The 18778-nt window shown below is 40.5% G+C and carries 22 protein-coding genes and 2 pseudogenes; 10 read left to right on the top strand and 14 right to left on the bottom strand.

Going from position 1 to position 18778, the window contains the following annotated elements:
- Positions 1-286 precede the first annotated feature (286 nt).
- Positions 287-406 carry a photosystem II reaction center protein Ycf12/Psb30 gene (psb30, locus tag O9323_RS04440; RefSeq protein WP_002736367.1) on the bottom strand — a complete coding sequence of 40 codons (120 nt, stop codon included), beginning with the start codon at positions 404-406 and terminating at the stop codon, positions 287-289.
- 194 nt (positions 407-600) lie between these two features.
- Here psb30 and O9323_RS04435 point away from each other — a divergent pair, with 194 nt between their 5' ends.
- From O9323_RS04435 to arsC, 4 genes are all read left to right on the top strand, one after another.
- Entirely contained in the window at positions 601-939 is a 339-nt protein-coding gene (locus O9323_RS04435) for an ArsR/SmtB family transcription factor (RefSeq protein ID WP_288124742.1), read from the top strand.
- Between the two features lie 125 nt (positions 940-1064).
- The gene (arsB, locus tag O9323_RS04430) at positions 1065-2210 is read left to right on the top strand and encodes an ACR3 family arsenite efflux transporter (RefSeq protein WP_002750381.1); all 1146 of its coding nucleotides are present in this window, start codon (positions 1065-1067) and stop codon (positions 2208-2210) included.
- A 9-nt stretch (positions 2211-2219) separates the two neighbouring features.
- Positions 2220-2867, top strand: a complete 648-nt coding sequence (gene arsH, locus O9323_RS04425; RefSeq protein ID WP_024968829.1) for an arsenical resistance protein ArsH — start codon at positions 2220-2222, stop codon at positions 2865-2867.
- A 23-nt stretch (positions 2868-2890) separates the two neighbouring features.
- Positions 2891-3289, top strand: coding sequence for an arsenate reductase, glutathione/glutaredoxin type (gene arsC, locus O9323_RS04420; protein WP_002750385.1), 399 nt, complete (start codon positions 2891-2893; stop codon positions 3287-3289).
- Positions 3290-3571: 282 nt separating this feature from the next.
- Here the strand turns inward: arsC and O9323_RS04415 are convergent.
- A pseudogene (locus O9323_RS04415) lies at positions 3572-4456 on the bottom strand (ISAs1 family transposase); the annotation flags it as partial.
- Between the two features lie 505 nt (positions 4457-4961).
- Between O9323_RS04415 and O9323_RS04410 the strand changes: the two are divergent.
- The gene (locus O9323_RS04410; protein ID WP_024969577.1) at positions 4962-6953 is read left to right on the top strand and encodes an ABC1 kinase family protein; all 1992 of its coding nucleotides are present in this window, start codon (positions 4962-4964) and stop codon (positions 6951-6953) included.
- 122 nt (positions 6954-7075) lie between these two features.
- Here the strand turns inward: O9323_RS04410 and O9323_RS04405 are convergent, their stop codons facing one another.
- Positions 7076-8380 (bottom strand): cytochrome P450, encoded by a 1305-nt coding sequence (locus O9323_RS04405; protein ID WP_288124744.1) that lies wholly within the window; start codon positions 8378-8380, stop codon positions 7076-7078.
- A gap of 209 nt (positions 8381-8589) precedes the next feature.
- Entirely contained in the window at positions 8590-9786 is a 1197-nt protein-coding gene (alr, locus tag O9323_RS04400) for an alanine racemase (protein ID WP_002750392.1), read from the bottom strand.
- A 168-nt stretch (positions 9787-9954) separates the two neighbouring features.
- Between alr and tnpB the strand changes: the two genes are divergently transcribed.
- From tnpB to O9323_RS04380, 4 genes are all read left to right on the top strand, one after another.
- The gene (gene tnpB, locus O9323_RS04395; RefSeq protein WP_149107582.1) at positions 9955-11136 is read left to right on the top strand and encodes an IS200/IS605 family element RNA-guided endonuclease TnpB; all 1182 of its coding nucleotides are present in this window, start codon (positions 9955-9957) and stop codon (positions 11134-11136) included.
- Between the two features lie 352 nt (positions 11137-11488).
- On the top strand, positions 11489-11764 hold the full coding sequence (locus O9323_RS04390) for a polyhydroxyalkanoate biosynthesis repressor PhaR (RefSeq protein WP_084990060.1): 276 nt from the start codon (positions 11489-11491) through the stop codon (positions 11762-11764).
- Between the two features lie 112 nt (positions 11765-11876).
- Complete coding sequence (locus O9323_RS04385) at positions 11877-12185, top strand: DUF4164 family protein (RefSeq protein ID WP_002744166.1); 309 nt, start codon at positions 11877-11879, stop codon at positions 12183-12185.
- 112 nt (positions 12186-12297) lie between these two features.
- The gene (locus O9323_RS04380) at positions 12298-12615 is read left to right on the top strand and encodes a hypothetical protein (RefSeq protein WP_002750393.1); all 318 of its coding nucleotides are present in this window, start codon (positions 12298-12300) and stop codon (positions 12613-12615) included.
- Between the two features lie 62 nt (positions 12616-12677).
- Here O9323_RS04380 and mnmE read toward each other — a convergent pair whose 3' ends face one another.
- Positions 12678-14051 carry a tRNA uridine-5-carboxymethylaminomethyl(34) synthesis GTPase MnmE gene (gene mnmE, locus O9323_RS04375; RefSeq protein ID WP_002750394.1) on the bottom strand — a complete coding sequence of 458 codons (1374 nt, stop codon included), beginning with the start codon at positions 14049-14051 and terminating at the stop codon, positions 12678-12680.
- A 53-nt stretch (positions 14052-14104) separates the two neighbouring features.
- Between mnmE and O9323_RS04370 the strand changes: the two genes are divergently transcribed.
- Entirely contained in the window at positions 14105-14638 is a 534-nt protein-coding gene (locus O9323_RS04370; RefSeq protein ID WP_002750395.1) for a DUF2062 domain-containing protein, read from the top strand.
- Between the two features lie 292 nt (positions 14639-14930).
- Here the strand turns inward: O9323_RS04370 and O9323_RS04365 are convergent, their stop codons facing one another.
- The 9 genes and pseudogenes from O9323_RS04365 to O9323_RS04325 form a co-directional block, all read right to left on the bottom strand.
- A complete protein-coding gene (locus O9323_RS04365) occupies positions 14931-15329 on the bottom strand; it encodes a HEPN domain-containing protein (RefSeq protein ID WP_002750396.1) in 399 nt (132 codons plus the stop codon).
- The gene (locus O9323_RS04360; RefSeq protein WP_002737075.1) at positions 15326-15640 is read right to left on the bottom strand and encodes a nucleotidyltransferase domain-containing protein; all 315 of its coding nucleotides are present in this window, start codon (positions 15638-15640) and stop codon (positions 15326-15328) included. The genes O9323_RS04365 and O9323_RS04360 overlap by 4 nt, the downstream gene beginning before the upstream one ends.
- Before the next feature lie 293 nt (positions 15641-15933).
- A complete protein-coding gene (locus O9323_RS04355) occupies positions 15934-16341 on the bottom strand; it encodes a type II toxin-antitoxin system VapC family toxin (RefSeq protein WP_008197333.1) in 408 nt (135 codons plus the stop codon).
- Positions 16342-16343: 2 nt separating this feature from the next.
- On the bottom strand, positions 16344-16586 hold the full coding sequence (locus O9323_RS04350) for a hypothetical protein (RefSeq protein WP_149107581.1): 243 nt from the start codon (positions 16584-16586) through the stop codon (positions 16344-16346).
- Between the two features lie 193 nt (positions 16587-16779).
- Positions 16780-16887 (bottom strand): annotated as a pseudogene (locus O9323_RS22535) (tetratricopeptide repeat protein); the annotation flags it as partial.
- A gap of 150 nt (positions 16888-17037) precedes the next feature.
- Positions 17038-17478: an HNH endonuclease gene (locus tag O9323_RS04340; RefSeq protein ID WP_002770066.1), complete on the bottom strand. Its 441-nt coding sequence runs from the start codon at positions 17476-17478 to the stop codon at positions 17038-17040.
- 1 nt (position 17479) lies between these two features.
- Positions 17480-17737: a hypothetical protein gene (locus tag O9323_RS04335; RefSeq protein ID WP_002750398.1), complete on the bottom strand. Its 258-nt coding sequence runs from the start codon at positions 17735-17737 to the stop codon at positions 17480-17482.
- 86 nt (positions 17738-17823) lie between these two features.
- Positions 17824-18066, bottom strand: a complete 243-nt coding sequence (locus O9323_RS04330) for a DUF433 domain-containing protein (protein ID WP_002750400.1) — start codon at positions 18064-18066, stop codon at positions 17824-17826.
- 79 nt (positions 18067-18145) lie between these two features.
- The gene (locus tag O9323_RS04325; protein ID WP_071821871.1) at positions 18146-18379 is read right to left on the bottom strand and encodes a tetratricopeptide repeat protein; all 234 of its coding nucleotides are present in this window, start codon (positions 18377-18379) and stop codon (positions 18146-18148) included.
- Between the last annotated feature and the right edge of the window lie 399 nt (positions 18380-18778).

Genomic DNA, 18778 nt, shown 5'->3' with positions numbered 1-18778 from the left:
GGTTATAATTAAATTAAAAATGGATTTTAGGTTCGATCCCCCCTGCCCCCCTTGATAAGGGGGGTGCCGATAGGCGGGGGGATCCCCCCTGCCCCCCTTGATAAGGGGGGTGTCTGACAACTTTTAACGCCTACCTACTTAATAACCAGATTCAGTATGATAACCGATGACTGATGACTGATAACTGATAACTGATAACTGATGACTGGGTTTTAGACAAAAAATCTCTCCCTAAAGAGGAGAGAAGTCAAAAAAAGCACGAATAACAATGGGTGGGAGGCGATTTTTATAGGTCGCCACCACGAAAAGCTAGTAGGAAAATGACAAAGGGGCCAGCTAACATGATTAGCGCCACGAAGGTGAGTTGAAAAATGGGTTCTAAATTGAGAGCCGCAAATAATTCCATGATGTCTCCTAACCTGTTTACAATGATTTAAAAGGCTAATCTGGTCAAAACCATTGTCTCTGGTCAAAACCATTGTCTATCATACAGGGGATGATTCGCTGGTTTTCCTGATTCGATACAAAAATACATAAAGTTTTGTTGCAATTCTGAATTTTCCCGCTTTCCTATTTCCTTCCCACCGAGGGACCATCTCAATGTTCAACTCTCTGGCCACATCTCCCGACTCGTTAACCCAGATTTACACTGGTTTTCAGGCACTCTCGGATCCCCTACGACTGCAAATTCTGCAACTGTTGCGACATCAGGAATTATGCGTCTGTGAATTGCGCGACCACCTCGATATCGCCCAATCTAAATTATCTTTTCACCTAAAAACGCTAAAAGAAGCCAATTTAGTCCGCAGTCGTCAAGAGGGTCGTTGGATCTACTACAGCCTGAATCTATCTCAATTTCTTCTCCTAGAAGAATATCTATCCGAATATCGTCGTTTTGCTGCCCTCGTCCCCGCTCGTTCCTGTGAGGAAAGTAAGTAACCAATCAAGATTTTTGGAAATATTAAAGCTTTACAAATGGCTTTTACCCTTGACATATCAACTTTTTTTGAAATAATAAAGGTGGATTACCCAATCTCCCATTATTCTCTTTCCACCTTTGTGCGATGACTAATCAAATCAATCCTAAAGCCGCCAAAGCTGGCGGTAGCCTTAGTGTTTTTGAAAAATATCTTACCCTTTGGGTTATTTTCTGTATTTTGGCGGGAATTGCCCTCGGTCGGTTATTTCCGGACGTAGCGCGGACTTTAGATGCCATGAGTATCTATAACGTTTCTATTCCGATCGCCATCTGTCTTTTCTTCATGATGTATCCGATCATGGTTAAGATCGACTTTTCTCAGGCTCTCCGGGCTGCCCGTACTCCCAAACCAGTTATTTTAACTTTAGTGGTTAATTGGCTGATCAAACCCTTTACCATGGTGGCGCTGGCTCAATTTTTTCTCGGCTGGCTGTTTCTGCCTTGGTTGAGTCAAACGGAGATTATCCGAGGACAGACGGTAAGTTTAGCTAGTTCCTACACTGCTGGAGCTATTTTACTAGGAATTGCTCCCTGTACGGCCATGGTCTTGATGTGGGGCTATCTTTCCTACAGTAACCAGGGTCATACCCTAATTATGGTAGCAGTCAATTCCCTAGCGATGCTTTTTCTCTACGCTCCTCTAGGTAAATGGTTACTGGCAGCTAATAATTTTGTAGTCCCCTGGCAGACCATTGTTTTTTCTGTGTTAATCTACGTTGGTTTACCGCTTATTGCCGGTATCTATAGCCGTCACTGGATTTTTAAACATAAAGGACGGGCCTGGTTTGAATCGCGTTTTCTTCACTATCTCAGTCCTGTGGCAATCACTGCCTTATTGTTAACCTTAATCCTGCTTTTTGCTTTCAAAGGCGATTTAATTGTTAGTAATCCCCTGCATATTTTCCTGATTGCTATTCCCCTCTTTATTCAAACTAATCTGATTTTTTTACTTAGTTATGTGGCCGCTCTCAAACTCAATTTAGTTTACGAAGATGCGGCTCCCGCTGCTTTAATTGGTGCTAGTAATCATTTTGAGGTCGCGATCGCCACTGCGGTGATGTTATTCGGATTGAATTCGGGGGCTGCTTTAGCGACAGTAGTGGGAGTATTGATTGAAGTACCTGTGATGTTAATGTTGGTAGAATTCTGTAAAAAAACCGCCTTTTGGTTTCCCAGAGATCCAGAAAAAGCCACCCTTCTCGATCCTCGTTGCTTGAGTCCTTACAAATAATTATTCACCATGGTCCAATCGACTCACAAACCAAGAATTCTTTTTCTGTATGGTTCTTTACGGCCACGTTCCTACAGTCGTTTACTAGCAGAAGAAGCGGCCAGAATTATCACTGAATATGGGGCAGAAGTGCGCTTTTTTGATCCGCGTGAATTGCCGATTTATGGCAGTGTTCCCGATACTCATGCCAAAGTACAGGAATTACGAGAATTAAGTCAATGGTCTGAGGGTCAAGTCTGGTCATCTCCTGAACTTCACGGCAATATTAGCGGCATCATCAAAAACCAAATTGATTGGATTCCCTTGAGTATTGGTGCGATTCGTCCCACTCAAGGACGCACTTTAGCAGTTATGCAAGTAAGCGGAGGTTCCCAATCTTTTAATGCGGTTAATACTCTGCGAATTCTTGGTCGTTGGATGCGAATGTTTACTATTCCTAATCAGTCTTCGGTGGCTAAAGCTTATCAAGAGTTTCACGAGGATGGCACGATGAAAGATTCCCCCTATCGAGATCGAGTTATTGATGTGATGGAGGAACTTTATAAGTTTACCATTCTCCTGCGAGATCAGGTAGATTATCTGACTGATCGCTATAGTGAAAGAAAGGAAAAAGCCGCCCAAGAAATAGCCACAATTGCCCATAAAGCTATTAATTAAATCAATTTCTAGGAGTTAAAATCATGAAAAAAGTCATGTTTGCCTGTAGAAAAAATTCCTGTCGTTCCCAAATCGCCGAAGGTTTCGCTAAAACTTTAGGTGCGGGTAAAATTGCCGTCACCAGTTCCGGATTAGAAGCGGCCAAAGTTCACCCCGGAGCAATCGAAGTTATGGGGGAAATTGGTATCGATATTACCGACCAAACTTCCAAATCAATTAGGGATTTTAATCCTGAAGATTACGATGCCGTTATTTCCCTATGTGGTTGCGGTGTCAATCTGCCGGAAGGATGGATTTTACAGGAAATTTTCGAGGATTGGCTAATTGATGATCCCGATGGTCAACCTATGGAAACTTTTCGCCGAGTTCGCGATGAAATTAAGGCTAAAGTTATCGGATTAATCGAGCAGTTAAGTAGGTAGTTGTTAAAAGTTGTCAGACACCCCCCTTATCAAGGGGGGATTAAGGTAGGGTTGATTCATTTAAATTAAGTACAGCTGATTTTGAGTCAATAAATTTAACTTAAGATTCTCAAGTTTATCTTTTTCTAATCAAAAGAGTTAGTTACAATAACTAATCTTTAATCCTCTGCCAATATTTATTATGAATAAATTGATAAAACTTGTTCTCAAGCCACTAAAAGCCTATCTCTCTTGAAGTTGTCTGAGAGTACATCCTGTTAATTTAGCTAATTTTTCTGCTTCTTACGTCGATAAAACTATCAGTTTTTCCCAACGTTCAGCTAACCACTTCTGTCCCTCCGTGATTGAGAGAAAACCCAAACCTCTGAAAAGATTCAATCCTATAGTTGTGAGAATTGACCAATTGCTTGCCGCTTGAAAATCACTGATCTCGCTTTTATCTTCCTCAAAAATTACATCTTTTACCCAATGTAACTGATTTTCTATTTTCCAATATCCTCGAATAATTTTAGCAAATACTTGAGCGGATTCGGTTAGGCTACTGATATAGTAAGCTGTTTCTTCATAAGTTTTATCCCCGCGACTACCCCTTCTTTCTACTTTAATAATTCTTCGCAGATTTTCAAACCCTTGTCTTTCATTTTTCCTCACTTTAAAAACTTCTATTTTTCTTGATATTTTTCGTCCATGACTATTATTTTGACGGTGATAACATAATCATTTTTACTCTTGGCTATTAAGCTGATTGTTTTTTTCTGACAGTGTCAAGCATCCCCAGTAAAAACTTTATTTTGGAAAGAGCAATCCTCAATTATAGCTTAACCTTCGTCGATTTCAGACCCTTTTTTGTTTTCGACTCTTTTTAAGTGTAATACTAATCCACACTTCGACACATTTCGACACATTTTGACACATTTTGACACATTTTGACAAGCTCGATGTAAAAGCTCAATGTAAAGGGTCAGTGACACTTTCTTGACTAAACAATGAGACAAGCATGATAAAATTTTGTTGTTCATTGTTAGGATTCTTTAGGGTGTTTTTGAGACTTTTTCTATCTATGTCTAGCCAATTTATATCATATCTTTGTCCATATTCTTCTAATCCCCATTCATTAAACATTTTTAACAAACTCTGCCATTTAATTCCCATTATTAAGTACCTAAGCAAAATTAATTACACATTTCGATAAAGCTTGGTTCTTCCGAACTTACACTGTAGAAAATTCCCCAAGCTTCCTCTCTGTCCAGCAATGCTCTAAAGTTGATAAATATCAATCTAATAAAAACTCAAAGCCCTATTGTACAAACTTTACAAGCATGAGTTGTTGATAGTTTTGCATGACAGTTTCGGTAGAGCCTAAAGCTTTTGCCTATTGCCTATTGCCTGAGTGCCTATCCTAACCAAGAAATTAATTTTGCACGACTACTTACCCTTCTAATTGTTGAACAAAGTCCTAGAAATCAGCCAAATTACCGCCCTATTTTTTGACACCTACAATTAAGGATAATCAGGGCAGTATCAGCCTCGAAATCGTCAAAAACACCGATAACCATCCGGGGAAAGTTGACGGCCAACCTGAACCTAGAACTAGGGAGACAAAAACAAGATCGGGCAGAAAGCCGATACTTGTTACAATAGTTTACAAATCACCCTGCCCCGTCACCGAACTATGTCCGAACAGATGATCTCCCCAGAGACGCAACCCGAAGAAGCGATTACTGTTGAAGTGCAGCCCGTCCATATTCCCGAAGAGCATCGGGAAGATATCGGCCCCATGGATGACAACGTGGCCGAGAGTTGGCGCTACAATCCCCAAGTTATTAACGACTATTACCGTGGGCGACCTCTAGACGTTGTGGGGAGATTAATCGAAATTACTCTACCAGTTTTATCTTTTCTCATCGGTATCTGGTGGGATAAACTGCGGGGAAAATCGCCGAAAAATGAAATTAGACGGGCTGTACAATTGCGGGAAATGTTGACCAAATTGGGACCGACCTATATTAAAATCGGTCAAGCTCTCTCTACCCGTCCTGATTTAGTACCGCCTTTATATTTAGAAGAATTAACCACTCTCCAGGATCAAATTCCCTCTTTTCCTAACGAAATCGCCTATCGTTTTATCGAAGAAGAATTAGGTTATTCTCCTGAAGAAATTTATGCGGAATTATCCCCCAATCCCATAGCGGCCGCTTCTCTAGGACAAGTTTATAAAGGTAAATTAAAAACCGGAGAGAGAGTCGCCGTTAAAGTACAGCGTCCCGATTTGATTCGCTGTATAACTTTAGATGTGTATATCATGCGTAGTTTGGCGAGTTGGGCGAAAATTAATGTTAAAAGACTTCGCTCCGATTTAGTGGCAATTACCGACGAATTAGCTGGTCGTATTTTTGAAGAAATTAATTATCTGCACGAAGGACAAAACGCCGAAAAATTCGCTCAACTTTATGGTCACATTGCCGAAATTTACATCCCCAAAATCTACTGGAAATATACCGGGCGACGGGTTTTAACCATGGAGTGGGTGGACGGCACAAAATTAACTAATATCAAAGAAATTCAAGCGCAAGGTATTGATGCCACCTACTTAGTTAATGTGGGGGTGCAGTGTTCTTTGCGTCAATTACTTGAACACGGATTTTTCCATGCGGATCCCCATCCGGGTAATTTATTAGCGACTCCCGATGGTAAATTAGCTTATCTTGATTTCGGCATGATGAGCAATATTGAACCCTATCAACGCTACGGTTTAATCGAAGCGGTGGTGCATTTAGTCAACCGGGATTTTGAGTCTCTGGCCAAGGATTATGTTAAACTAGACTTCCTATCACCAACTACCAATTTAGAGCCAATTATTCCCGCTTTTTCGGAAGTTTTCGGTAATGCTTTGGGGGCGAGTGTGGCAGAATTAAACTTTAAAAGTATCACCGATAAAATGTCGGCGATGATGTACGAGTTTCCCTTTCGAGTTCCTGCCTATTATGCCCTGATTATTCGCTCGATGGTGACTTTAGAGGGAATAGCGATTGGCATCGATCCTAATTTTAAGGTACTGAGTAAAGCCTATCCTTATATTGCCAAACGTCTGCTGACCGATCCTTCCACGGAGTTGCGAGATTCCCTGCGGGATTTATTGTTTAAAGACGGTACTTTTCGCTGGAATCGTTTAGAAAATCTCTTGCGTAATGCTAAAGATTCTAATGATTTTAACTTCGAGAAAGTCAGCGAACAAGCATTAGATTTTCTTCTGTCAGATAGGGGTATATTTATCCGCGAAAAATTAGTGAATGAGTTAGTAAATACCCTCGATAATTTCGGCCGTCGCACTTGGTTTAATCTCACGGTTAATTTCCGGCAACAGGTGGGTTTAACGGTACAAGAAACTCCCCCAGAATTGTTGGGTGATGCTAAGAGTTTTGAGCATCTTCGCAACATCTTTAGTATTTTACAGGAAACGAAAGGATTTGATGCCATGGCTATGGTGCCAGTGATGACGAAACTAATCGCTAAACCGGAAACCCAACAGATGGGACAAAAAATTGCTGAAGGTTTGCTACAAAAATCCCTAGCGCGTTTAATTCGTTACCTAGTTCTCGAATTCGATAGACCAAATCATCGGCAAAATGGAGAATTATCGAAAGCTTTACCCGCTGCCGATTAACCTCTGTCAGTTCCACCGACTGCTCAAAATCTGAGCATTTCCGACAATAAAGGCCGTGAAATAAATTTCACGGCTACGAGAAAAACGCTAAACTGTTTTTAAAGTTTTTTTATCCTAACTGGTTAACGGGGTTTAAAGGTGACTTGTAAACCGTCGCGAGGATGGGGAGTGGGGATAGTGGTGAGGGTGAGATCTTGATTAGGGAGTAATTGCCAATCATACTTTTGTACTAAACGGACGGCTAAAATTTTCATCTCTAAACGAGCGAATTCCTTGCCGATACATTCGCGCAATCCCGCACCAAAGGGGATATATCCGTAGGGTTTTTCTTCGGCTAAAAAGCGATCGGGATCAAAGGTTTCAGGATGGGAATAAATATTATTATCTTTATGGGTATTGCTGATTTGATACTGCACTACCCATCCTTTCGGCAAATGATAACCGTTAAATTGACAGTCTTCTATTACCCGACGGAATCCTCCTCCCACGGGGGGAGTAAAACGTAAAACTTCTTTTAAAACGCGATCTAAATAGGTCATCTGTTTGAGGGTATCAACGCTTAAAGGAGTGGATAGATCAAAATTAGTTATTTCCTCAAGGACAAGCTGAAAAATATCGGGATGCAGTGCCATTTGTAGGCAGAAAGTGGCGATAGCAGAGGTTAAAGTTTCATGACCAGCAAAGAGTAATAATAGCACTTGATCCTTTAATTCCGCTAGGGATAAACTTTGACCGTTTTCGTCTTTAGCTTGTAAAAGGATAGCCAGAGCATCCTGGCCTAAGTCATCATTTTTTTGTCTTTCTAAAATGATAGTTTCTATGGCTTCCAATAATTCTTCTCGACAGCGTAATGCTTTGCCGAAAGCTGTCCAGGGAAGGGGAATGGGAAGGGTAAATAGTCCCGCACACCAAGTATCAAAAGCTTCTCCTAATTTGGTAGCAGAACCCTGGTCAAGACCGACAAATAATTTACAGGCGATATCGAGAGTATAGTTTCTTAATTCAGGATACCATGACAGGGTTTTGGCATTTTGCCAACGCTCTAAATAGCGAGCGGTAATTGTTTCTACCGTAGGGATATAACTTGCTAGGGACCGGGGTTGAAAAGCTTGATAGATTAAACGACGACGGGAAGCGTGAACATCTCCCGTATGCACTGCTAAAGATGCGCTACCTAGGAGAGTTTTGGTACTTTTAGGCCAAGTGGCCGCAAAGTATTTATTCTCGTTGCTGAGGAGAAACCGGTTAGCTTCGGCACCGGATAAAATAATCGTGGGACTGCCAAAAATATGAGTACAGAAAAGTTGACCATATTTATTATGACGTTTACTGGCAAAATCCCCATCGGTTAAAAAAGCGATTGTTTCTCCTAATAGGGGTAATCCGAAACTGCCGGGGGGTAAGGGTAAATCGTTGCTTATAGTCATCGCTGCCTCTAGGGTAAAACTAATCATTTGCCGTCGATTAACCCTGTTTATTCTAACCTAAAGCACCGGCGAATTCATCCCCTTATCTAGCTGGACAATTAGCGATCGCACTTAACAACGGTAAGTACCTAAGCAAAATTAATTACACATCTCACCAGTCAACAGTAAGAATTGCCGCCAATTGACATTTTTTAAGATCACCGCCATAATCACCCATTGCTAATAGTAATTCGCGGCAAACGATGCTTAAAACCGCAGAGAATTTCCCAGGATATCGTACCTAAATCCCGCGCCCAATCGTCGGCGGTGATGCACTGTGGGCCGTCTTTACCGATAAGTGTGACGATTTCCCCTGTTTTTACCTCTGGAATCTCGCTCACGTCAATCATTAACTGATCCATGGTTATCGCGCCGATTTGGGGTACTAAACGTCCTCTCAGGGATACTTTTAAACGATTGGAGAGATTGCGGGGAATTCCATCGGCGTAACCGATACCGACCACAGCAATACGGGTGTCTTTTGCCGCTATGTACTGATGACCATAACTCACTCCCGAACCAGCGGCAATGGTTTTGACTTGGGCAATGCGCGCTTTTACTTGCAGGACGGGTTGCAAAGGGACTTTATCGGTGAGATGATCGGCAGGATAAAGACCGTAGAGAGCTAATCCGACTCTAACTCGATCGTAGTGCAGAGATCGATCGCTTAGGGTAGCGGCAGAGTTGGCTAAATGCAGACAGGGGGGATGATAACCTTTTGATCTTAACTCGGCGATCGCTTGTTGGAATCTTTGCCGTTGTAACTGCATGATCTCGGGATTAGGATCGTCAGCTGTGGCAAAATGGGAGTATATACTGGCAATTTTCAGGTTAGGAGCCTCTAAAACCTGTTCGACGAATTTGGTGCCGTTGTGCCATTGTGTACCTAAGCGAGACATCCCCGTATCTAGTTTGATATGAACTGGCAGCCGCTGCTCTAAGCGTCTCATAACGCTGGCAAAAATTTGCACCTGTTCGATTTGTACCAGGGTGGGTTGCAATTGCCAATGGGCCAAGGCTGCCACTTCTTCCAGGGTATTGACTGCCCCTAAAATCATAATTGGGGCAACGATTCCTGCTTCGCGTAGTTCGATACCTTCCCCGATAGTCGCGATGGCTAAAGACTGCGCTCCGGCTTCTAAAACGCTGTTAGCCACCTTAACTGCCCCGTGTCCGTAAGCATCGGCTTTAATTACCGCCATTAATTCCGTTTTTGGGGCTAATAAGGCCTTGACTTTTCGCACGTTTTGTTGTAGGGCAGAGCGATCAATCTCTACCCAAGCACGATAGCGAATTGCTTCCGACAATTGATAATCATGACGGTTTTTGGGCGGATTGATAATTTTTGGTTCGATGCTAAACACCACTCGCTCACTCCTTTGCACGCATAACCCAATTTATCACAGATGTCGGGGTGAAGACCCTCGTACTGACGGGATGAAACCCCGACCAAAATAGAACCGCAAAGCACGATTAAATCCTTGACAATTTAGCCTTGCATAGTTTACCATAGTAAATATAGTCTGGTAAACAAGATGTTAAAAGCGTTTAAGTACAGAATCTATCCGACCAGTGAGCAATCAGTTTTGCTTGCCAAGTCGTTTGGCTGTGCTAGATGGTTTTACAATTACGCCCTAAACTTGACATCCGAAACTTACAAGCAAACTGGAAAAGGATTAAGCAGAGACGAAATAATTAAGCTGCTGCCTTCCCTAAAAAAAGAGCATGAGTGGTTAAGCGAAGTACCATCGCAGGTATTACAACAAGCTGCTTTAAATCTTTCTAGTGCTTTCCTTAATTTCTTTGAAGGTAGAGCTAAATATCCTAACTTCAAGAAAAAGCAAAATAGGCAGTCGATTAGATTTCCTCAGCACTGTAAGTTAAAAGATGATGTTCTGGTATTACCTAAAATTGGTGAAGTCTATTGCCAAGTTTCACGGCAACCAGAGGGAGACTTAAAGTCTGTTACGGTTTCAGTTAATCCATCAGGAGAATATTTCGCATCTTGTCTCTATGATGATGGTCAGGATTTACCCCAAAAATCATCAGAAGGAAAAGCTGTCGGCATAGACGTTGGACTAACCCATTTTGCTATTACATCAGACGGGACTAAACATGGGAATCCTGAATACTATCGTAAGTACGAACAAAGATTAGCGAGGAGACAAAAGAAACTAAGCCGCAAGCAAAAAGGCTCTAAGAATCGAAATAAAGCTAGAGTTAAAGTTGCTAAAGTTCACTCTAAAATCCTTCGTTGTCGTGAAGATTTTCTGCACAAACTAAGTCGTAAATTAGTTGACGAAAACCAAGTCATAGTGGTAGAAAATCTGGCAGTCAGAAACATGGTCAAAAACCCTAAACTAGCAAAATCAATTAGTGATGCTGGTTGGGGTCAATTCTGTACTATGTTAAAATACAAGGCTGAATGGGAAGGAAAAATCTATATAGAAGTAGATAGATTCTTTCCTAGCTCTAAGACTTGTAGTAACTGTTTAAATCCTGTTGATAGTTTGAGTTTAGATATTCGTAGTTGGCAATGTCCTAAGTGTGGAGAAACCCACGATAGAGATATCAATGCCGCTAAGAATATTCGGGATGAAGGTTTACGAATTTTGGCGGTAGGGCATACCGCTACTGCTTCTGGAGGGAGAGTAAGACCAAGTAAAGGCACTGCTTTTGCAAGGCATCTCCCCGTGAATGAAGAATCCCTCGCATGAGTGCGATGGGAGTGTCAAACCAAAAGAAAACCGAGAGGGCTAGGAAAAAAGCCGGAAACTCCTCTGGATTTCCTCCTTTTTCCAGGCGGAATCTAGGCTTTAAGATGAATGGGATGTTAGGAAGTTCCCGAAAAAATTGGCAGTTAGGGTTATCGGTGTTAGGGGTTAGGGTTTTTTCGCAGAGAATGAACAGTAACCGCTAATCAGTGACAAGAAAGTAGCGAAGTTTTCACCTAACACTATCTCAGTGGTTGGACAGAAGTGAAGTTAACTATAGGGTAAGGAATGCCAAAAAGCCTAGACTAAGATAAAATTATTATATCCAACCAGATGCAGTACAGGAGTTTAGCCAATGTCTAACGAAACTGTTACTTATTCCCTAGAAGCTGTCCTCACAAGGATTGAGGGGAAGATCGATAAGATTGATGAGCGCTTGACAAAAGTAGAAATAGGATTAACCGATCTCAAAGGAGATATTAAAGTGTTAGACGAGAAAATCGAAGGCATTGACAATCGGCTAATATCGGTAGAGGGAACCCAAAAAAATCAGGTCTGGACATTGATTATCCTTTTGGGAAGTGCCATTATTACGGCTGCTTGGAAAGTATTTTTTTCCAGTAATATCTGAGTTCTCTAATTCTCAACAAGACTACAGTTAATCGCTCCTGAAAGAAAATTTTCTTAAAGCCTAGACTAAGATAAAATTATATCCAACCAGATGCAGTATAGGAGTTTACCCAATGTCTAACGAAACTGTTACTTATTCCCTAGAAGCTGTCCTCACAAGGATTGAGGGGAAGATTGACTCGCTTGAGAAGCGGGTTAACGAAAGATTTGACAAGGTAGAAGATCGGTTAACCAAACTAGAAATAGGAGTAACTGATCTCAAAGGGGATATTAAAGTGTTAGACGGGAAAATTGAAGGCATCGACAATCGGCTAATATCGGTAGAGGGAACCCAAAAAAATCAGGTCTGGACATTGATTATCCTTTTGGGAAGTGCCATTATTACGGCCGCTTGGAAAGTCTTTTTTTCCAGTAATATCTGAGTTCTCTAATTCTCAACAAGACTACAGTTAATCGCTCCTGAAAGAAAATTTTCTTAAAGCCTAGACTAAGATAAAATTATATCCAACCAGATGCAGTATAGGAGTTTACCAAATGTCTAACGAAACTGTTACTTATTCCCTAGAAGCTGTCCTTAAAGAAATTAAAGACAGTATCAAGGAAGTTAGTCAAAAATTCGATAAGATTGATGAACGGTTTGATCGATTAGATAATCGCTTAACAAAACTTGAGATAGGACAAGCTGATATCAAAGGGGATATTAAAGTTTTAGACGGGAAAATCGAAGGCATCGACAATCGGCTAAAATCAGTGGAAGGAACCCAAAAAAATCAGGTCTGGACATTAATCATCCTTTTGGGAAGTGCCATTATTACGGCCGCTTGGAAAGTCTTTTTTTCTGGCAATATCTGAGTTCTTCAATTCTCAACAAGACTACAGTTAACCAAACACAGTTGACCAGATTTCCTCATTGCTTATTTACCAATACAAAAACGGCTAAAAATGCGATCAAGTACCGATTCAGTCACTTCTTCGCCGGTAATTTCTCCTAAAGCTTGAATGGCAGTACGCAGATCGATCGACCAAAAATCAAAAGGCAAATTTTCGTCAATTGTTTTTTTGACCTGTTGCAAAGCAATTTTCGCCCTAGTTAAAGCGGCCGCCTGTCGTTGATTAATGGCTAAATCCAAATTAGCCGCCTGTATTTCTTGATTTTGGACAGCATTAATAATAGTTTTTTCTAAGTCTTCAATACCCTGATTTTGGGCAGCGGATAGCTTGACAACTCGCTCAATTTCTGCTGGATAAATTACCGTTTCAGGATTGGCTAAATCAATTTTATTAATCACTAAAATTAATCGGCGATCGCTGACAGAGCGATAAATTTCCTCATCTTCCTGGGTCCATCCTGACTCTGCGGAGACGGTTAAGAGAACTAAATCAGCAGACCGGGCCGTTTGACGGGAACGTTCCACCCCAATTTGTTCAACTCGATCGCTGGCCGAGCGAATTCCAGCCGTATCGAGGACTTGTACGGGGATTCCCGCCACAACTAGCTGAGATTCGACGATATCGCGGGTAGTGCCGGGTAAATCGGTGACAATCGCTCGATCGCTCCGACTCCAAGCATTTAACAAACTTGATTTACCCACATTCGGCCGTCCCACGATCGCCACTTTTAGACCACTACGCAGCAATTCCCCGCGCTCGGCAGTAGCTAAAATTAAATTTACTTGACAAAAAACCTGTTCTATGCTATGGAGAACCGCCTCGTGATCCAAGGGCGGTAAATCCTCTTCAAAGTCAATACGGGCCTCAATTTCAGCTAAAATATCGAGACAGGTGGCACGCAAATGCCGAATCGGTTGCGCGAGTTTTCCCTGCAACCCAGCGAGGGCAAATTGTGCCGCTTGGGGAGAACGCGCCCCAACGAGATCGACGACGCTTTCGGCTTGAGTTAGGTCAATTCTGCCGTTAAGAAAGGCACGCAGGCTAAATTCCCCCGCTTGGGCTAAACGCGCCCCATTTTCTAGACATAACTGTAACACCTGTTGTACGGGCATAATGCCGCCATGACAGTGAAATTCCACCACATCCTCGCGGGTGAAAGAGCGGGGCGCTAACATGAGCAGCAGCAAAGCTTCATCGATAATTGCTTGACTTTGGGGATGCCGGATATAACCGTAGAGAAGACGATGACTTTGCCATTTTTGACGATTGCGGGTATGGAAAAGCCGACGAGCGATCGCCACTGCCTGACTACCGGATAAACGGACAATACCGATACTACCCTGTTCCGGAACGATCGCCGTAGCGATGGCGGCGATCGTATCCCCTGTGTTTAACATCTCTGAATCACTCCTTGCTAAAATTGAAGTTGGTATCAATTTTGTCAGCATTTATGCCCAAAAATATGCGCTCACGGTCATTAAAAGCGAAAAATAAAGAAAATAGCCTAATTAATCGTCTGAAGCGCTTCTGTCGCTACTGGTGGATTCGCTTAGTGCGATTGCAGGGACATCCGATCGAAATCGCTCGCGGGTTAGCGGTGGGGGTGTTTTCTGGGGCCTTTCCCTGGCTAGGATTACAGACCATTATTGCGATTTTTTTAGCTTTCTGTGTGCGGGGCAATAAAATCGCGGCAGCGGCAGCCACTTGGGTGAGTAATCCCTTTACCTATATTCCCGTGTTTTTGTTTAACTATAAATTGGGAGAATTGTTTTTAGGTAAAGGAAATCAAGCGATCGATAGTCGTATTTTTGCCTCTAACCAAAGTTGGGCGGAAAATTGGGGGAGTTTGAGCGGTGAATTTCTCTTAACGTTATTTTTTGGCAGTTTGATTACAGGTCTGTTGGCGAGCATTATCACTTATTTTGTTAGTTATCGTCTCCTCAGTCAATGGCATCACCGGCGACAAACAAGGAGAAAACGCTGATAAATTGTCACCGTTCAGGGGGGGACGAAATCTGGTAATCTAAGAGGCATCGATGAGAAGCACCTACGGTAATCCCATAATAAGTCTAAACTGTTATTTGATTGAATGAATACTATGATTGTGTTGTATTCAGCAAGTCTTCATCAATGATCAGTTATAGTCCATCCCATAATCCCATCAATCACAGTTAAAACGATGGATGTGACTGTCGCATCATTTGTAAATTATTACGAATCATTTGTGTATTGAGATGCTCTTTACTTAATGTATTGACATACAATACTTTTGTCATTTAATCAGTAGGAAGTAGGTCTGAAATTATATTTAAAAAATCTCTCACTTTTGCAATGAAAGGAAGAACTTGTAATTCATCAAAATCTGCAAAGTCTGTATAATCTGCTTCGAGACGGTATTCAAACAATTCGTTATAAATTGCACCAAAGTCTTTTGAAATAATTTCACTACGGATGTAGTTTTTGTTGAAGAGACTACGGACACCTGTATGTTTTGGAGATGAGAGATTATCATAAGCAAGTAAAGCCGTAACAGCATAAAAGCAACTATAGTACAGACGATTGATACAACTATTCCATCTTGCACCATCAGCAAGAGAACAAGCATCTTGATAAGCTTCCTCTGCACGATTTAAACGATACCTAATTAGTTGATCGTGAGGGGAATTTTTACTCATAGCATAATAGCTTCTTTGTTAACTGATTGCCAGAAAGGAGTAGTTTGTAATAAGGGATGTTCCCATTGATTTTTGCTGCGAACAATGGTACAAATAACTTCTTCTGTTTCCCATTCGATTTCATAAATTTGACGACGGATTTGAGATGTGCGAGTAGGGTTAGTGATCCCATCAACTAATACTAATATATCCCAATCAGAGTCTGGTTGAGCATCGTTTCGCGCCCGTGAACCATAAAGAAATATTTGCGCTTGTGGTTCGATCGCTTGTACTGCTTGTTTAATTTTATTGAGTAATAGTTGTTTGTCCATGATTTTTTATGACCTTTTTGTACTGCAAAACAATATTAACAATATAGTCCATCCCATAATCCCATAATAAGTCCAAACTATGATTGAAATGATTAAATGAATACTATGATTGTGTTGTATTCAGCAAGTCTTCATCAATGATCAATTATAGTCCATCCCATAATCCCATAAATCACAGTTAAGACGATGGATATTGCTGTTGTCGCGGCGTTTGTAAGTTTTCCCGAATCTTAACAGTAGTAGAGTGATTTTTCCTAATAGTCGTTGACTCCATTTTATAGTAGTTCTATTGTTTAAAAAAGAATAATAAAACCTTCTTGGGTAAAGTGCTTGTCATGGGTAAGCACTTCAAAAATATCCATTTGTTGCATAATTATCATTGATATGCAGTCTGTAATACTATAACCTTTGTCTGACCGTTGTTTATATAATTCAAAACCTAATTGACGTAATTCTGGTGTATAGGAAATAACTTGTATTGTTTTTTCCCGTAGCATTTGCGTACACATTAAGAGTGCTTTCTGTCTCATAATAGTTCCTCTACATGAAGCATAGTTCAGTATCTCATCAATAATGCCATCCGTTGTTATTAGTTGATCATTGATACAATTATGAGCATAGTTGAGTGCGATTTGATGCCAGTCATCTTTGGGGTTGAGTAAAGCGATCCAATAAAAGGTGTCGGCAAAAATTTGCTTCATGGTTAATGTTTAGGAGTACCGTAGATGTAATGATCATGTTCCTCTGCACTATCGGTTGGTAAGGTATCTAAAACTTCTTGAGGAATATCAGCAGTGAGTTCTTCGATAAATCGCGCGAAAGGTTTAGATTGTTCTTGCGATCGATTATGTTTGATTTTGGCTAATAATAAAAAGTCAAAAACTTCTTCTATTACCTCATCGGATACTGTTTCAATTTCATGAATTAGTTGTTCTTTGATAGTCATAATTTTACCTTTGTAAGTTCTTCAAATATAGCCTATATCAGTTATCAGTGATTAATTCAATTATAGTCCATCCCATAATCCCATAATAAGTCTAAACTATGATTGAAATGATTGAATGAATACTATGATTGTGTTGTATTCAGCAAACCTTCATCAATAATCAATCATAGTCCATCCCACACATAAATCACAGTTAAGACGATTGATGTTGCTGTTGTCGCAGCCTTTGTAAGTTTTCCCGAATTGTAACAGTAGTAGGATGATTCTCCCCTAAAGCTTTCTCAGCAATTGCTAATGATTGTAAATAGAGGGGTTCTGCTTCTGTGTACCTGCCTAAAAATAGTACAAATGCACCAAATTGTTGAGGGAAAGTGTCACATCAGGATGATTGTCTTCTAAGAGTCGTTTTTTCAATTCTAATGCTTGTAGAGAGAGAGGTTATGAAATAAATTTAAAGAAGTCTTTGTTTTGCAGAAACAGGTGGATATTTAGCAATTTCTATTAATAATTGTCGCTCTTGTAAGCGTTCTTTGTTATTGAAATCTAAAATTCTAGCTGTCACGTTACCAATATCAGTAATGGGTTGGATAAAAGCTTCTTTAAGTTGAAAATGTTCTTTCCACAAGTCTCGACGCGGGTTAAAAAAACGGACAAGTTCTCCAGTTTCCCAATTAATTGAGCCTAAATCTGTACCTTTTTGTAAATTGCAAAAAATACAGGCGTAGCACAAATTATCAGCCGAAGTTGCTCCCCCATGTTTAAAACTAATGATATGATCCACCTGACAGCCAGATACCCTATCAGAAGCAGAAATTAAGCAATATTCACAGAGAAAATCGGCACGTTCAGCAACTAATTTTCGCAATTCTAAACTAATGTAAGGTCGAGCCATTTTAGTTAGCTTCATTGAGATATTGGTGAGCTTTTGCTTTTGCTAGGGTCATAATATGTTCTAGCATTAAATAAGCATCGAGTTCCTGTTTTTCCTCTTGGGTAAGTTCATTATTTTTAGCGTTATAAATTAGGTCTTCTAGGCGATTTTGAGCGGTATCGGAAAGATGAAAGTTAATCACCGATTGGGGGGTGGTTCCCCTTGCGATTAGTTCAATAATTTCGTTATAGACTTTGATAGTTTGGGTTGCTGTATTCATGGGTTTATTCTGTTGGGTTTATTGGGTAGGGAAAAAGCAATTACAATTTAATAAACTGTAAAAGAATTGCTGTTTTTCTATCAGGTTTAAAAGTGGTGATCGCTTAGATAAATGATTTCATTATTTAAAAGTTCAGAAAAATATGCTAAAGAAGCAAGAATTTGCTCTTGAGTAACTCCATATTCCTCCATGACTTCTTCATAGCTCATTCCTCCTGCCAGGGAACCAATAACAATGGCGATCGGGATTCGGGTTCCTGTTAAGATTGGTTTACCATGTTGAATTTCGTTATCTATGGTAATAGCATTATTTAATAAGTTGGTTGTCATTAATTTTCTCCGTTTAAGTTTGATTAAGAATAAACTGATTTAATTTCCTAAAAACTTGACATAATCCCATCAATCACAGTTAAGACGATGGATGTTGCTGTTGTCGCATCATTTGTAAGTTTTCCCGAAACTTAACTGTATTAGGATGATTCTCCCCTAAAGCTTGCTCGGCAATTGTTAAAGCTTCTAGATAGAGAGGTTTTGCTTCTTCGTACCTTCCTTGGTAATAGTAAAATTTTGCTAAATTGTTTAAGGAAATAGCAACAGAGGGATGATTCTCCCCTAATAGTCGTTTCCTTAATTCTAAGAGAATTACAGAGAATGATTGATCCTATAATAACGGGAAAATCCTCAGAGTGAGGAACTCGCATGAAACCAGCATCCCTGATTCAACTAACCGATAGTCTGAAAGCCCTTTATATCTGAACTTCCCCCATACATACATACCACAATAGCTGAAAACCCTTATCCATCAATGGATGCACCCCCTTAACTTTTCTTAATGTACCCATGTAATTTGTAACATTTCTTAATGGACAAGAATTCTCTCCCTTTGCTAGAATGATAGCCATGTATCAGCAATTCTCATTTTGAAAACAAAAGAAGATAAAGTTCTCTATGTGAACAAGAGAACTTCTGTCTAATTATCATTTTTTTTCAAGATAATCATCATAATTAGCTTCAAGAGACAGTTTTAAAATATCTGCCCATA

It is taken from the genome of Microcystis sp. LE19-131.1A (assembly GCF_027532015.1).
Taxonomy (GTDB): Bacteria; Cyanobacteriota; Cyanobacteriia; order Cyanobacteriales; family Microcystaceae; genus Microcystis; species Microcystis ichthyoblabe_A.
This window is presented reverse-complemented; position numbering and strand designations above follow the sequence as displayed.

What these genes read in the sequence shown, in the direction of transcription:
- psb30 (WP_002736367.1), bottom strand. Translation starts at nt 406, where the DNA reads ATGGAATTATTTGCGGCTCTCAATTTAGAACCCATTTTTCAACTCACC.
- O9323_RS04435 (WP_288124742.1), top strand. Translation starts at nt 601, where the DNA reads ATGTTCAACTCTCTGGCCACATCTCCCGACTCGTTAACCCAGATTTAC.
- arsB (WP_002750381.1), top strand. Translation starts at nt 1,065, where the DNA reads ATGACTAATCAAATCAATCCTAAAGCCGCCAAAGCTGGCGGTAGCCTT.
- arsH (WP_024968829.1), top strand. Translation starts at nt 2,220, where the DNA reads ATGGTCCAATCGACTCACAAACCAAGAATTCTTTTTCTGTATGGTTCT.
- arsC (WP_002750385.1), top strand. Translation starts at nt 2,891, where the DNA reads ATGAAAAAAGTCATGTTTGCCTGTAGAAAAAATTCCTGTCGTTCCCAA.
- O9323_RS04410 (WP_024969577.1), top strand. Translation starts at nt 4,962, where the DNA reads ATGTCCGAACAGATGATCTCCCCAGAGACGCAACCCGAAGAAGCGATT.
- O9323_RS04405 (WP_288124744.1), bottom strand. Translation starts at nt 8,380, where the DNA reads ATGACTATAAGCAACGATTTACCCTTACCCCCCGGCAGTTTCGGATTA.
- tnpB (WP_149107582.1), top strand. Translation starts at nt 9,955, where the DNA reads ATGTTAAAAGCGTTTAAGTACAGAATCTATCCGACCAGTGAGCAATCA.
- O9323_RS04390 (WP_084990060.1), top strand. Translation starts at nt 11,489, where the DNA reads ATGTCTAACGAAACTGTTACTTATTCCCTAGAAGCTGTCCTCACAAGG.
- O9323_RS04385 (WP_002744166.1), top strand. Translation starts at nt 11,877, where the DNA reads ATGTCTAACGAAACTGTTACTTATTCCCTAGAAGCTGTCCTCACAAGG.
- O9323_RS04380 (WP_002750393.1), top strand. Translation starts at nt 12,298, where the DNA reads ATGTCTAACGAAACTGTTACTTATTCCCTAGAAGCTGTCCTTAAAGAA.
- mnmE (WP_002750394.1), bottom strand. Translation starts at nt 14,051, where the DNA reads ATGTTAAACACAGGGGATACGATCGCCGCCATCGCTACGGCGATCGTT.
- O9323_RS04370 (WP_002750395.1), top strand. Translation starts at nt 14,105, where the DNA reads ATGCCCAAAAATATGCGCTCACGGTCATTAAAAGCGAAAAATAAAGAA.
- O9323_RS04365 (WP_002750396.1), bottom strand. Translation starts at nt 15,329, where the DNA reads ATGAGTAAAAATTCCCCTCACGATCAACTAATTAGGTATCGTTTAAAT.
- O9323_RS04360 (WP_002737075.1), bottom strand. Translation starts at nt 15,640, where the DNA reads ATGGACAAACAACTATTACTCAATAAAATTAAACAAGCAGTACAAGCG.
- O9323_RS04355 (WP_008197333.1), bottom strand. Translation starts at nt 16,341, where the DNA reads ATGAAGCAAATTTTTGCCGACACCTTTTATTGGATCGCTTTACTCAAC.
- O9323_RS04350 (WP_149107581.1), bottom strand. Translation starts at nt 16,586, where the DNA reads ATGACTATCAAAGAACAACTAATTCATGAAATTGAAACAGTATCCGAT.
- O9323_RS04340 (WP_002770066.1), bottom strand. Translation starts at nt 17,478, where the DNA reads ATGGCTCGACCTTACATTAGTTTAGAATTGCGAAAATTAGTTGCTGAA.
- O9323_RS04335 (WP_002750398.1), bottom strand. Translation starts at nt 17,737, where the DNA reads ATGAATACAGCAACCCAAACTATCAAAGTCTATAACGAAATTATTGAA.
- O9323_RS04330 (WP_002750400.1), bottom strand. Translation starts at nt 18,066, where the DNA reads ATGACAACCAACTTATTAAATAATGCTATTACCATAGATAACGAAATT.